General features: G+C 34.2%; 13 protein-coding genes. 4 read left to right on the top strand and 9 right to left on the bottom strand.

Annotation, left to right across the window (positions count from 1 at the left end; translation table 11 throughout):
• Nucleotides 1-45: 45 nt before the first annotated feature.
• The 3 genes from meaB to J2W48_RS13175 all read right to left on the bottom strand — a co-directional run bounded on the left by meaB (nucleotide 46) and on the right by J2W48_RS13175 (nucleotide 2,354).
• On the bottom strand, nucleotides 46-1,143 hold the full coding sequence (gene meaB, locus J2W48_RS13185; RefSeq protein ID WP_310282076.1) for a methylmalonyl Co-A mutase-associated GTPase MeaB: 1,098 nt from the start codon (nucleotides 1,141-1,143) through the stop codon (nucleotides 46-48).
• Between the two features lie 106 nt (nucleotides 1,144-1,249).
• Entirely contained in the window at nucleotides 1,250-1,891 is a 642-nt protein-coding gene (locus J2W48_RS13180) for an NAD(P)-dependent oxidoreductase (protein WP_310282074.1), read from the bottom strand.
• A 55-nt stretch (nucleotides 1,892-1,946) separates the two neighbouring features.
• Nucleotides 1,947-2,354, bottom strand: a complete 408-nt coding sequence (locus J2W48_RS13175) for an Rrf2 family transcriptional regulator (RefSeq protein ID WP_310282072.1) — start codon at nucleotides 2,352-2,354, stop codon at nucleotides 1,947-1,949.
• A gap of 116 nt (nucleotides 2,355-2,470) precedes the next feature.
• On the opposite strand from J2W48_RS13175, the gene J2W48_RS13170 reads away from it, so the two are divergent.
• The 3 genes from J2W48_RS13170 to J2W48_RS13160 all read left to right on the top strand — a co-directional run bounded on the left by J2W48_RS13170 (nucleotide 2,471) and on the right by J2W48_RS13160 (nucleotide 5,344).
• Nucleotides 2,471-3,385 carry an AEC family transporter gene (locus J2W48_RS13170; protein WP_310282070.1) on the top strand — a complete coding sequence of 305 codons (915 nt, stop codon included), beginning with the start codon at nucleotides 2,471-2,473 and terminating at the stop codon, nucleotides 3,383-3,385.
• 14 nt (nucleotides 3,386-3,399) lie between these two features.
• On the top strand, nucleotides 3,400-4,620 hold the full coding sequence (locus tag J2W48_RS13165) for an MFS transporter (RefSeq protein ID WP_310282068.1): 1,221 nt from the start codon (nucleotides 3,400-3,402) through the stop codon (nucleotides 4,618-4,620).
• Between the two features lie 85 nt (nucleotides 4,621-4,705).
• On the top strand, nucleotides 4,706-5,344 hold the full coding sequence (locus tag J2W48_RS13160) for a peroxiredoxin (RefSeq protein WP_310282066.1): 639 nt from the start codon (nucleotides 4,706-4,708) through the stop codon (nucleotides 5,342-5,344).
• A 79-nt stretch (nucleotides 5,345-5,423) separates the two neighbouring features.
• Here J2W48_RS13160 and J2W48_RS13155 read toward each other — a convergent pair whose 3' ends face one another.
• From J2W48_RS13155 to J2W48_RS13130, 6 genes are all read right to left on the bottom strand, one after another.
• Complete coding sequence (locus tag J2W48_RS13155; protein WP_310282064.1) at nucleotides 5,424-7,661, bottom strand: cation:proton antiporter domain-containing protein; 2,238 nt, start codon at nucleotides 7,659-7,661, stop codon at nucleotides 5,424-5,426.
• Between the two features lie 174 nt (nucleotides 7,662-7,835).
• On the bottom strand, nucleotides 7,836-9,182 hold the full coding sequence (gene purB / locus J2W48_RS13150) for an adenylosuccinate lyase (protein ID WP_310282062.1): 1,347 nt from the start codon (nucleotides 9,180-9,182) through the stop codon (nucleotides 7,836-7,838).
• A 90-nt stretch (nucleotides 9,183-9,272) separates the two neighbouring features.
• The gene (locus tag J2W48_RS13145; RefSeq protein WP_310282060.1) at nucleotides 9,273-9,965 is read right to left on the bottom strand and encodes a sterol desaturase family protein; all 693 of its coding nucleotides are present in this window, start codon (nucleotides 9,963-9,965) and stop codon (nucleotides 9,273-9,275) included.
• Complete coding sequence (locus J2W48_RS13140; RefSeq protein ID WP_310282058.1) at nucleotides 9,962-10,663, bottom strand: SIR2 family NAD-dependent protein deacylase; 702 nt, start codon at nucleotides 10,661-10,663, stop codon at nucleotides 9,962-9,964. Before J2W48_RS13140 ends, J2W48_RS13145 begins: the two co-directional genes overlap by 4 nt.
• Nucleotide 10,664: 1 nt before the next feature.
• Nucleotides 10,665-11,189 carry a GNAT family N-acetyltransferase gene (locus J2W48_RS13135; RefSeq protein ID WP_310282056.1) on the bottom strand — a complete coding sequence of 175 codons (525 nt, stop codon included), beginning with the start codon at nucleotides 11,187-11,189 and terminating at the stop codon, nucleotides 10,665-10,667.
• A 204-nt stretch (nucleotides 11,190-11,393) separates the two neighbouring features.
• On the bottom strand, nucleotides 11,394-12,704 hold the full coding sequence (locus J2W48_RS13130) for a BNR repeat-containing protein (protein WP_310282054.1): 1,311 nt from the start codon (nucleotides 12,702-12,704) through the stop codon (nucleotides 11,394-11,396).
• Between the two features lie 259 nt (nucleotides 12,705-12,963).
• Here J2W48_RS13130 and J2W48_RS13125 point away from each other — a divergent pair, with 259 nt between their 5' ends.
• Nucleotides 12,964-13,626, top strand: coding sequence for a TrmH family RNA methyltransferase (locus J2W48_RS13125; RefSeq protein WP_310282053.1), 663 nt, complete (start codon nucleotides 12,964-12,966; stop codon nucleotides 13,624-13,626).
• Nucleotides 13,627-13,655: the final 29 nt, after the last annotated feature.

Below are 13,655 nucleotides of genomic sequence, written 5' to 3'. Positions count from 1 at the left end.
TAGAAATAACAAGTTTGAGTTAATCTTAACAACTTAGAATCTTAGTTACTTATTGACTTTAGCAAAATACAATTCCAATAAATTCTGAGCAGCTGCAAAAGGTGTAATTTCATCATTTTGCACTGCTTTTTTATTTTGTTCTAATTGAAAAATAATTTCTGGTCGATTGTAAAAATTTAATTTCAATTGTTCATTGATGGTTTCCATCATCCAAAAATGATTTTGATTTTTCCTGTTTTCCAGAAAATACCCAGTTTCTTTTGTCAGTTCGTAATAGTTTGAAATGGTATCCCAGACTTCAGGAATACCTTCTTTTGTAAGGGAACTGCAAGTAGTAGCTTTGGGCTGCCAATTGGATTTTTTGACAGGAAATAAATGTAATGCCCTGTTAAATTCCACTTTAGCCAGATCCGCCTTTTTAACATTATCGCCATCAGCTTTATTAATTACAATGGCATCTGCCATTTCCATAATGCCACGTTTGATTCCCTGTAATTCATCTCCGGCACCGGAAATTTTTAATAATAAAAAAAAGTCAACCATGCTGTGAACAGCTGTTTCACTTTGCCCGACGCCAACAGTTTCTATGATGATAGTATCAAAACCTGCAGCTTCACAAAGTATAATAGTTTCTCGTGTTTTTCTGGCTACACCGCCTAAAGTTTCCCCGGAGGCGCTAGGTCTTATAAAAGCATTTTCATCTTTTACCAATTCTTCCATTCGGGTTTTATCACCTAAAATACTACCGCGTGAAAGAGAACTGCTTGGATCAACTGCCAATACGGCAACTTTTTTTCCTAATGAAGTTAAATGTTTTCCAAAAACTTCAATAAAAGTACTTTTTCCAACACCGGGAACTCCGGTAATTCCAATTCGGATAGATTTATTAGAAAAAGGCAGACAACCTTTGATGACTTCGTTTGCTTTTTCGGTATGTTGGGAGTTTTTGCTTTCTACTAAAGTAATGGCACGGCTTAAAGCGGTTCTGTTACTATTTAAAATTCCGGAAACTAATTCTGCTGAAGTAGGAAGTTGTCTTCTTTTTTGCTGTATTTCAGTGATAGCTGCAACATTGGTAATTTCAGGAGAAGAAATTCCAGTTTTTTCATGTAAACTGCTCGACTGTTTTTTTAAATTTGACAAAATACTTTTTTTTTGATACTGTAAAAGTACTGAAAACAAAAACAGTTTCAAAAGTAGAAAATTGCTTTCGAAACTGTTTTTTGTGAATTTATTTGGGCTATATTAATTAATATCCTGCCGTAAAACGAACCTGATGATGTTTTGGAGTTTCTGTTTCATCGGCAATAACTATGGCTAAATCCTCTACAGATAAAAGACTTCTTTGTTCGTCATTAAAAACCGGGTTTTCTAAGCCCAAACGGTATTTTCCAGTTCTTCCTATTGTGATTCCCGGATGCATCTCAAAAGCAGGACTAAAAAATGCCCAGTCCAAATCTTTTTCTTCTCTGATAATATTCAAATAATCCCTTGCAGCACTTGCAGCTACATAATATTCTTTTGGAAAATCAGGAGTGTCAACCGCTTGTAAGTCCGGTGCAACAAATAAACTTCCAGCTCCGCCTATAGTGATATAACGTTTTACGCCTGATTTTTTTACTGCTTCCTGAATTGCTTTTGAACCTGCAATAAAATCATCGTAGATATTAGGATTTGTCCATCCTGAGTTATAGGCACTGATTACTACATCATTTCCTTTCAAAGTTTCTGCCAAAGCATCAATATTAAAAATATCTGTCGCGACCCAATTTACATTTGATGTATCTTTTGGATTTCTGGCGATAGCCGTAATGTTGTGTTTTCTGTCTGCCAATTCAGTTAAAATGGCTGAACCTACGAATCCTGTTGCTCCAATAATTGCGATTTTCATAAATATATTAATTTAATTAGTAATAAAAAATGTTACAGTTTTGTTTAAAAAAAGGTTAGAACTGATTAGAAAAATCTTCTAATGTGATATTTGTCAGTTGCAAACTAACTTTTTCGTTCATGTTGGCATATAATTCGGCTAAATTCTGATTGATTTTTTTTCCAACAGGACAATCAGGATTAGGCTGGTTTTTAGCATAACCTAAATTAATATTGTCAAAAGTCATCTCGAATATTTCTTTTAATGTAATATTAGAAGCTGCTTTAGACAATTTTGTACCGCCATTTTTACCTTCTTTACTTTCTACAATATGATGGGCTTTTAGATTCGCAATTTCTTTTCGAACCAAAACTGGGTTAAGATTCATGCTTCCTGCAATAAATTCAGATGATAAAAAATCATTCGGGAATTTAGTGAGTAAAGTCAGAATGTGAATCGTTATGGCAAACTTACCTGAAATCATACTGTAATAAAATATGTTACAAATGTAATTGTTTTATTGGATAAAAAATAATTTTAACTAAAATTTTATACTTTTTAATGTTTTATAAATTCCTATTTTTGTAATCATACTGCAATATGAACAACTTTATTCTAATATTCTTCTTTTTATTTTTAGGCTTGCTTTTGCAAAGGGTAAAGTGGTTTCCAACCCATATTTACAAGTTTTTAAACAAAGTTGTAATTTATTTTTGCCTGCCTGCTATTACTTTATATCATATACCGAAAATAAAATGGAATAATGAATTACTATTTCCAATAGGAGCTGGCTGGCTTACGTTTATATTGGCTTTTGTGTTTTTTCATTTTTTAGGAAAACGATTAGGCTGGTCCAATAAACTTATTGGCTGCTTAATTCTTACGGCAGGATTAAGTAATTCTTCTTTTCTGGGATACCCTATAATTGAAGCTTTGTATGGAAAAAAAGGTTTAGAGACGGCAGTTTTGGTCGACCAGCCGGGAACATTTGTTGTAGTTTCTACATTGGGGGTTTTTGTAGCAGCTTTCTATTCTAAAGGAAGTCCGAACACTTTTGAGATCATTAAAAAAATAATCTTTTTTCCGCCATTCATTACATTTGTTTTAGCCTGTTTAATGAATGTTTTTCAGTACGATTTTGATTTTAATTTTCAATTTGTCTTTTTAAAAATTGGTAGTCTCGTAACACCTTTGGCTTTACTTTCGGTAGGGTTGCAGCTCAATTTTGACAGGAAAAGCCGGCATTGGAAATTTTTGCGGCTGGGACTTTTTTTTAAACTTATTTTGGTTCCGTTTGTGATTTTAGTTTTATACGTATTTATTTTCAAGCAGCATTCTGAACCTATAAAAATTACAATAATGGAAACGGCTATGGCTCCAATGATTACAGGTGCCATTTTAGCCTCGACTTACGGATTAAAACCAAAATTGAGCAGTATGATGGTTGGTTTCGGAATCCCGATTTCGTTTGTAACCCTCACCGTTTGGTATTTTATTGTTAGTTTTGTAATATAATTAGTTTTCCAAATATGAATTCTTCTACTCAGACTGCTACGGTCGATTCAGCTGCTTTAGCTCAAAAAACAGTTTACTCCGTATTATTTTCAATTGCATTCGCTCATTTACTGAACGATTTAATGCAATCTGTAATTCCATCAACATACCCGATTTTAAAACAAAATTTCAATTTAAGTTTTACACAAATCGGTTTGATAACGTTTGTTTTTCAGCTTACATCTTCTTTACTGCAACCCTTTGTCGGATTTTATACGGATAGAAAACCAAAGCCCTATTCGCTTGTAGCAGCAATGATTTTTTCTGTCTCAGGTCTTGCGCTATTATCTGTTTCCAGCTCTTTTTGGATGTTATTGGTCTCGGTAGCTATAGTGGGAATAGGTTCTTCCATATTTCACCCGGAGGCTTCGAGAGTAGCATTCTTGGGATCAGGTGGAAAACGTGGTCTGGCACAATCTATTTTTCAGTTAGGCGGAAATGCCGGAAGTGCCATTGGCCCTTTGTTAGTGGCTTTGATTGTAGCACCATACGGGCAATCTTATATTATATGGTTTGTAATTGCCGGAATTTTTGGGGTCATACTTTTATCAAGAATTGCGGTTTGGTATCAAAATCATATGATTTTAAGGTCTTCTAAAAAAGCTGTTTTAGAAGAAGAAATAGTTCCTTTATCTGACAGGAAAATTACTATTTCGATAATTGTTTTATTGTTGCTGATCTTTTCTAAGTTCTTTTACATGGCAAGCATGTCAAATTATTTTACCTTTTATTTAATTAGCAAATTCGGATTAAGTGTTCAGGATTCACAATTTTATTTGTTTCTGTTTATGGCATCTGTGGCTGCCGGGACTCTAATAGGCGGGCCTTTGGGAGACCACTTTGGAAGAAAATATATCATTTGGTTTTCTATTTTAGGGGCGGCACCTTTTACGTTGCTGCTGCCATATGCTACTTTATTCTGGACAGCAGTTTTGGCTGTAATTATTGGCGTTATAATTGCTTCGGCTTTTTCGGCAATTTTGGTTTTTGCACAGGAATTAAAACCAGGAAAAGTCGGAATGATTTCAGGATTGTTTTTTGGATTTGCATTCGGAATGGGAGGTTTGGGTTCGGCCGTTTTAGGATATGTTGCTGATCATACCAGTATTGAATATGTCTATAAAGTAAGTTCATATTTGCCATTAATTGGTATTCTGGCCTATTTTTTACCTAACATTAAAAAGAAAAAACATTGATGTAATTTTAACTATTTTTATGAAATTGAATGTTTTCCCTGTTCTTTTTTTGAGTAATTTTAAATGAATCAAAAAAAATACAATTATGTCAACATTAAGATTAGGCGATATAGCTCCGGATTTTCAGGCAGAAACAACTCAAGGGCCAATTAGTTTTCATGAGTGGTTAGGAGATTCATGGGGCGTTTTATTTTCGCATCCGGCAGATTTCACTCCGGTTTGTACTACTGAATTAGGAACAGTTGCCAATTACCTTCCGGAATTCACTAAAAGAAATACAAAAGTAATAGCGCTAAGCGTTGATGGTTTAGAGTCTCATAAAGAGTGGATAAAAGATATCAATGAAACTCAGAATACAACGGTTAATTTTCCAATAATTGCAGATGAAGATAAAAAAGTGGCCAATTTATACGATATGCTGCATCCTAATGCAAGTGATAAATTTACTGTCCGTTCTGTTTTTGTAATTGATCCTGACAAAAAAATTAAGTTAACATTAACATATCCGGCTTCAACGGGGAGAAATTTTGATGAATTGCTTCGTGTTATCGACAGTTTGCAATTAACAGCAAATTACAGCGTAGCAACTCCGGCCAACTGGAAGGATGGAGGAGATGTTGTCATTTCACCAACTATTCCGGATAGTGATATTCCGGATAAATTCCCTAAAGGACATACGCCAATAAAGCCGTATTTGCGAATTACACCACAGCCTAATAAATAATTTTTTAGTTTCTGAGGCAGCTAAGTTTCTAAGGTACTAAATATTCTTTTTCAGTGCCTTAGAAACTTAGTACCTTTTCTTAAGCTTTTTTTATTAATTCACTCATCCGTTTTTTATCACCAACAACCCAGATAATATCATTTTTTTGTAATACTATATTCGATTCCGGGTTCAGAATTCGGTTACCGTTTCTTTCAATTCCCACAACCATTCCGTTGGTATTTGTTCTAAACTGACCAATACTTTTTTCAATAAATTCCTCATGCGATACTTCTAACTGTCGTAATACAATATCTGATTCTTCTATTTTTTTTGCCTCTTCTATTTCGTTTTGATTCAGGTATTTGGTGAATTGGGCAACCTGTGCATCAGTCCCAATTATGCATACTTCATCACCAGGAAATAAACGCTCATTTTTAGTTGGAATAGGAATCGTAACATCTCCTCTTTTTATATAGGCAATGTTAATTCCGAGTTGCTCACGAATACGTAATTCTTCTAATGTTTTTCCTGCCAGGTTTGACTCTCTGCCTATATCAAAAAAAGACATGTGACCATCCCAGGGCATTAAATTGGCATAACGACGGTCTATTTTTTTATTTTCACGATCGTTGAAATTCTTTAAAAAATGATTTTCAATTTTATGGTATTGCTCATTTAATTTTTTAGGGAATACCTGATAAGCTATAATAGCTATTATTAAGGCAACAAAAGCCACTAAAGGAGAGAAAAAGATGTTCAATAAAAAGCCAACAAAAAAGACACCCAGGCTCATTCTAATTAAAACCAACATCAAAAGGGCACCACGGTATTTACGTTCTTCCCATAATGCTTCAACTTCTTCTACAGCAACACGCCGTAAGGACAATGCCCATAAAAAAGGAGCAATTGCAATTAATGTAATCAAGGCGGCCAGAGTGTTTCCAAATCTGGTATCAGCGACTAACGGAGCTACAAATTTAGAAGACAACAGAATAATGGCTGTAATGATTATGGTATGAAGTATAATTTGGGTAACAGAGGAGCGAAGTACCATCTGCCAGGTACTTACCGATTTTATCGCTTGTGCATTTACACTGTAACGATTGATGTTTTTAACCCATTTTTTAGGTAATTTATGTTCCAGATATTCAGAAAAAGGATCTGAATATTTAATCAAAAACGGTGTTGTGAAAGTTGTTATGGCTGACACAGCAACGATTATCGGATATAAAAAATCACTGGTTGCTTTAAGGCTCATTCCCAATGTAGCAATGATAAAGGAGAATTCCCCAATTTGAGCAAGACTCATACCTGTTTGAACAGATTGTTTAAGCGGCTGACCCGATAATAATGCGCCTGTAGCCGAACTGATTGCTTTTCCAAAAATAGTTACCAAGGTAATAATTGCAACAGGAAGAGCATAAGTAACCAGTGTTTCCGGATTAATTAACATACCCACCGACACAAAGAAAACCGCACCAAATAGATCTTTTACGGGTTGAATCAAATGTTCGATTTTTTCTGCCTGAGTAGTTTCAGCAATGATAGATCCCATTATAAAAGCTCCTAAAGCAGGAGAAAAACCAACATTAGCAGCAAACATAACCATCATCAGACACAAAGCCAGGGAAATAATCAACAGCATTTCATCTGTTAGAAGATGTTTTGCTTTTTTTAAGATGGTTGGGATAATGAAGATTCCACCCAAAAACCAAATAATCAAGAAGAATACTAATTTTAAAACAGACTGTAATAAGGCTGCTCCTGAAACCTGATCGCTAACGGCAACAGTTGCCAGTAAAACCATCATCAAAATAGCGACAATATCCTCAACAATCAAAGCACCAAATACAATTCCAACGAATTTTTTTCCTTTTACGCCCAATTCATCAAAAGCACGAATGATAATTGTGGTCGAAGAGATTGATAGTGTAGCTCCCAGAAAAATGCTGTCCATTTTTCCCCAGCCCATCCATTGGCCAATAAAATAGCCAATGACGACCATAAATAATATTTGTGTAATGGCGGTAATAGAGGAGGTTCCGCCAACTTTCATCAGTTTTTTAAAACTAAATTCGAGTCCTAGGCTAAACAGCAAAAAAATGACTCCAATTTCAGCCCAAACTTCCACGCTTTTCATATCGGTAATTGATGGAAAAAAGTCAAAGTTATTTCCGGCTAAAAATCCTGCAATCAAATAGCCCAAAACCAGAGGCTGTTTCATTTTTTTAAATATCAGCACAGCAATACCAGCCGTCATCAGGATTAATCCTAAATCACTGATTAATGGTTCTAAGTGGTGTGTAGTTTCTGCAACGGCGTTTAAGGCAATCATAAAGCGGTATTTTTATTAAGGATTTTATCCAGCCTTTTTCTAATAAAATTCACTGAACTTCTATGAAAACAAAAGTTAAGTGAAGTAATCCGGGCTCGTTTCCTGATAAGATTTGTAAATAAAAAAGCTATCGATAAAGATAGCTTTTTTCGTGAAAATAATTTAATGTTTTATTTAAATTCCAACGAAATTTGCAGGTGTTATTTGCATTAATTCCGCTTTGATAGCATCAGAAACTTCTAAAGTTGCAATAAAATTATGAATTGCATTTTTATCAATCGCTTCATTGGTTCTCGTTAAACCTTTTAAAGCTTCGTAAGGATTTGGGTAGGCTTCACGACGCAAAATAGTCTGAATAGCTTCTGCTACAACTGCCCAGTTTTTCTCTAAATCCTCATGAAATTTACTTTCGTTCAATAATAACTTATTCAATCCTTTCAATGTGGCTTCAAAAGCAATGATTGTGTGTCCAATTGGTACACCAATGTTACGTAAAACTGTACTGTCTGTCAAATCACGCTGTAATCTTGAAATAGGTAATTTAGCTGATAAATGCTCAAAAATTGCATTGGCTATTCCTAAATTCCCTTCCGAATTTTCAAAATCAATTGGGTTTACCTTATGTGGCATTGCCGATGATCCAATTTCACCTGCTTTGATTTTTTGCTTGAAATATTCCATCGAAACATACGTCCAGATATCACGGTCTAAGTCGATTATAATATTATTGATTCTTTTTAAAGCATCAAAAAATGCGGCAAAATGGTCATAATGCTCAATTTGAGTTGTTGGAAAAGAATGGTGCAATCCAAGAATATCTTCTACAAAATTACCACCAAATTTTTTCCAGTCTATTTGCGGATATGCAACATGATGCGCATTGTAATTTCCTGTTGCCCCACCAAATTTAGCAGCAAACGGAATGTTGAATAACAAACGCATCTGCTCTTCCAAACGTTCTACAAAAACAAGAATCTCTTTACCCAAACGAGTAGGTGAGGCCGGCTGTCCGTGCGTACGAGCCAACATTGGAATATCCTTCCATTCAACGCTTAATTCTTTTAATTTAGAAATTAAAGTAATCAAAGATGGCATGTAAACCTGTTCAAAAGCTTCTTTTGTAGAAAGCGGAATCGCTGTATTATTAATATCCTGAGACGTTAATCCGAAGTGAATGAATTCTTTATATTGCGATAAACCTAATTTTTCAAAAGCCTCTTTAATGAAGTATTCAACCGCTTTTACATCGTGGTTGGTAACTTTCTCTGTTTCTTTGATCCAAAGTGCATCTTTGGTAGAGAACTTTTTATAAATGTCACGTAAACTGTCAAATAAATTAGGGTTTATGTCTGATAGTTGAGGTAATGGCACTTCGCACAAGGCAATAAAGTATTCAATTTCAACCAAAACACGGTATCTGATTAATGCTTCTTCCGAGAAAAAAGGCGCTAATGAAAGAGTTTTATTTCTATATCTTCCGTCAATTGGAGATATGGCATTCAATTCGTTTAAAGTAGTCATTGTTATGTTGTTTGTTCGAAAGGCACAAATATAAGGTATTGTTAAAACTTCTGAAAATTACCGAAGGGTTATTACATCTGAACTTTAAAATTAAATGATCGTTTTGAAAATTTTATCCCAAATCGTAAAATAAAAACCAAAATTATGAGATTCATTTTTATGATGATTCGAATGAAATTTTGTTGTCGATATCCATTTGGTAAAATTGCTTTTGTACCAGAATTCAGGAAATACATCTGTTTTTAAATGCCCGAATATTCCGTATAACAAATTCAAAATAAGATAAATAATGATGCTGATGTAGTTAAATTCAAATATTGAAATTAAGAACAGCCAGATACTTCCAAATCCTAATGTTTCTATCGGATGAAGCACAAAAAGGCTGTAAACACTTGTTTCTATATGTGTATGATGTAGCTTATGAACAGGATAAAACCATTTTATATGATGTGCCAAATAATGAAAGCAGAACATAGAAAAATCCATTAAAAATATCAGTAGTAAAGTGTCTGATAAAACAGATAAAATTGTTGGTAAAAAATCTATTTTGATAATTCCTGAGGCATACAATTCATATCCCGACAGCGTTATTAATGTATTGCAGATTAAGGTTGCGATTATCCATTTGCGATCAGCTTTACTCAATTTGGTATTGCCATATTCGATTATTTTTCCAATAATAATCGAAAGAAATAACAGAATTAAATTTTCAATCAAAAAGAAAATAGACAAACTAAGCAGATTGTAATGTGATAATTCTTCTAACCAATTTTGGAATATCATACAATCTTTTCTATTTCAAATAATTTCTCCCTTAAAACAGCAACACCTTCTGATGCCGGTTTGGTAATAACTTCCACTTTATTTCGAATATTCGGAATCGCAATTGGTTTTGGATCAATGTAAAAAACAGGTGTAATGCTGTAGGTGTATGAAATCAATCCGGCAGCAGGATAAACTTGTAAAGAGGTGCCAATTACGGCAAAATAATCAGCCATTTCAGTAATTTGAATTGCTTCTTCTAAAGCAGGAACATCTTCGCCAAACCAAACGATATGTGGACGAAGCTGATGCCCTTTTTCATCTAAGTCACCTGTTTGTAAATCATTGGTCCAGTCTAAAATTAGATTACGGTTTTTTGTACTTCGAACTTTTAGTAATTCTCCATGCAAATGCAGGACTTTTGTGCTTCCGGCACGTTCGTGTAAATCATCAACGTTTTGAGTGATTATGTTCACATCAAAGTCCTGCTCTAATTCGGCTAAAATCTGATGCCCTAAATTGGGGTGTACTTCTTTTAACTGCTGGCGTCTTTTGTTATAAAAATCCAAAACCAATTCCTGATTTTTATTCCAGCCTTCGGGAGTTGCCACTTCCATGACATCATGACCTTCCCATAAACCATCGCTGTCACGAAAAGTTTTGATGCCACTTTCGGCACTAATTCCGGCACCGGTTAAAACCACTAATTTCTTTTTCATTTTATGATTTCAAGATTAATTTCATCAATAAATCCGTTTGTTCTTCTTCTCCTAATCTAAAAACATGTTTGTCAAATTCGACAAAACCATTTTTTTTATAGAAATTTAAGGCCCTTACATTTTCTTCCCAAACACCTAGCCAGATATAATTTAAGTTTGAATCTTTTGCTATTTGAAAAGCCTTGTCATATAAAAGCTGCCCTACCTTAAGACCGTGAAATGCTTTTGAAACATAAATTCGTTCTATTTCTAAGCCCTCTTTATCATTTAGTTCTGTCTGGCCTTCTGCAAAATTTACTTTTAAATAACCAAGTACTTTATTATTGAGATATGCAAAATAGAATTGAGAATCAGGATTGGATAATTCAATCGAGAGTTTGTCAATTGCAAATTTTTCATCTAAATATGCTGCCATATTCTCTTCGGAATTATCACCTGCAAAAGTTTCATAAAATGTTTCCCGTGCTATTTTTTGTAATTGCTGAATTTCTGAAAGCCCGATTCTTTTGATTTCTGGTGTTATCATATTGTGATGTTTTTTCACGAATTTAATTAAAGTTTTCCTGATGCCCAAGAATTGTTTTTTATAGTATTTGACATTTAAAAATTTAATTTTTTTAGTGTCTGTTATTTTTCTTTAGAGTTCAGAACCCGTTTGATTGGAACGACAAGAAAACTAATGCACTGAGTACGCAAAGAGTACAGAAGTTCATTAATTGCTATGTTTTATTTATGATTTTGGTAATTGATTTATTTCTAATACCCGTATCATCGTAGGTTCTGATTTAGCCAGGCCTTCGCCATCAATCTGATTTACGTTTTGAACAAATATATGAAGTGTTTTTTGTTTTTCCCAAAGGGAAATATCATAATTGGGTTCCCACTCACCTAATGTGTTTGTGGTTAAATCTATTACTTTCCAAGGACTGTTTTTATTTAGATTTGTATAAGTCATCGACATTTTATTTTCCCTTTCATTATCGCGAAAGAGAACATATAAATAACGATTATTTCCTTCTTCCTTAATCAATATATCAGGTCTTGAGATTGGGATTTTTTTGGTTCCGCCACCCCCTAAATAAAAAGGAGTGATTCTGAAAGCACTGTTTGTTTTTTTCCAGATACCATTTTCCAGATACACAATCTGAAATTGTGGAATATTATTTTCACTCCAATAACCAGCGATATAAGGATTTCCTTTTGCATCAGCCGTCATGGCAGTTTGATTGATTAAGCTTGATTTTTGTGGAATCTTCCATGCATATTCTGCAGAGGCTTCCGTAATAGGTAAAATGTATTTTTTACCATTCGATTTTTCCCAAGTGATGCCTCCATCTCCGGAGCGGGCATAACATAAATCGTGGTTGGTCGAAACATCCCAGCTTTCTCTCCAGACCCATGAAAGATGAATTACCCCTTTTTTATCCACTTTGGCTTGCCAATAGGCACTTCTTTTGTCTTCACCATCGATCAGATTATTTTGCAGCTGCGACCATTTTTTCTGCTTTAAATCATAGGAATTGATGACCATATTGCCTCTTCCTGAAGAACCTGAACGGTAAAAAAATAATAAATTTCCGCTAGGGAGATTGTAGAATTCCGGATACGTTAGTTTTTGTTCTGCAATGCCGGTCATCGATTCTTCGTTGCCTAAATCCAAACTAAGAGGTAATTTGCTTTTAGCATATCTAAGTCTGGTGTCATGATGATCCCAGCTTATATGCAAATATCCATCTCCGTCAATAGCAATGCTAATGCTGTTATGAGCATCTTTTATATTCCCTGTGTAAGGTGTTTTTACTATTTTCCAATTAGTAGTGTTTAATTTTCTTTTGCCTAAAACAACTGCGCCATCGGCATCATAAAAGGCTATAAACTGAAAGTTTTTAAAGGTAGTTAAAGCATTTTTTCTAAACTTAACGGTATTAATTGAGTTATTGCTCCAGCCCATACCAACAGGGACTTCGGTATTTTGTTTTATAGCACAGGCAAATACGCTGAAAAGACACAAGATAGAGATGAAATTTTTATAGGTTTTCATTAAATGTATGGCATTATTTATAACTAATAACAGCTTGATTTCTAGTAATTAGGAGCATACAAGTCATTGTACTCAAAGAGTAAAAATAACTTGTTTTACTAATAATATTAATCAAACCATACCAGTTTTTAGCTTTTTGCATAAATTTAGATGGAAACTTTTGTTTGAAATGGTTAATGACTGAAGTTGAGAAGCGCTTTCATATTCGGTCTGTCCCATATTATAAAATATTGTTATTTTTGCGGCAAACAAAACCAAAATGATTGATTTAGATTACCTCGCTTTCCTCGAAAATATATTGACAGATAACCGAAAAGAAAGATTTTTAAATGTTCTGGGAAATCGTACCAGGCATTTTACGATTGCCGTTGAAGATGTCTTTCAGATGCACAATACAAGTGCCGTTATGAGAAGCTGTGAGGTTTTTGGAATTCAGGAACTGAATGTTATTGAACAGCGTTACGGAAAAAAGATCGATAAGGAAATTGCAATGGGAGCTCAAAAATGGGTGGATATCAATCAATTTGATTCGGTTACCAATTGCATTTCGACTTTAAAAAATCAGGGATATCAAATTATTGCGACAACACCTCATGAAAATGATTGTTTACTGGAAGATTTTGATATTACAAAACCCAGTGCTTTATTTTTTGGAACAGAAAGAGACGGTTTGTCAGAAGAAATTCTTCAAAAAGCTGATGGTTTTCTTAAGATTCCGATGGTTGGTTTTACCGAGAGTTTGAATATTTCGGTTTCGGCTGCGATTATAATCCAAAATTTAACCAACAGATTACGTAATTCAGATATCAATTGGCAATTATCTGATGAAGAAATTCTAGAAAAACGTTTGTCCTGGGCTAAAAATTCGATTAAAGATATTAAACGGATTGAAGCGCGATATTTTGAAGAAAATCCAAGATAAAAGTTTGCCACGAATTACACGAATTACAC

It is taken from the genome of Flavobacterium piscis (assembly GCF_031457575.1).
Lineage (GTDB): Bacteria > Bacteroidota > Bacteroidia > Flavobacteriales > Flavobacteriaceae > Flavobacterium > Flavobacterium piscis_A.
Note: the sequence above shows the minus strand (reverse complement) of the source record. Positions and strands in the feature narration are given on the sequence as shown.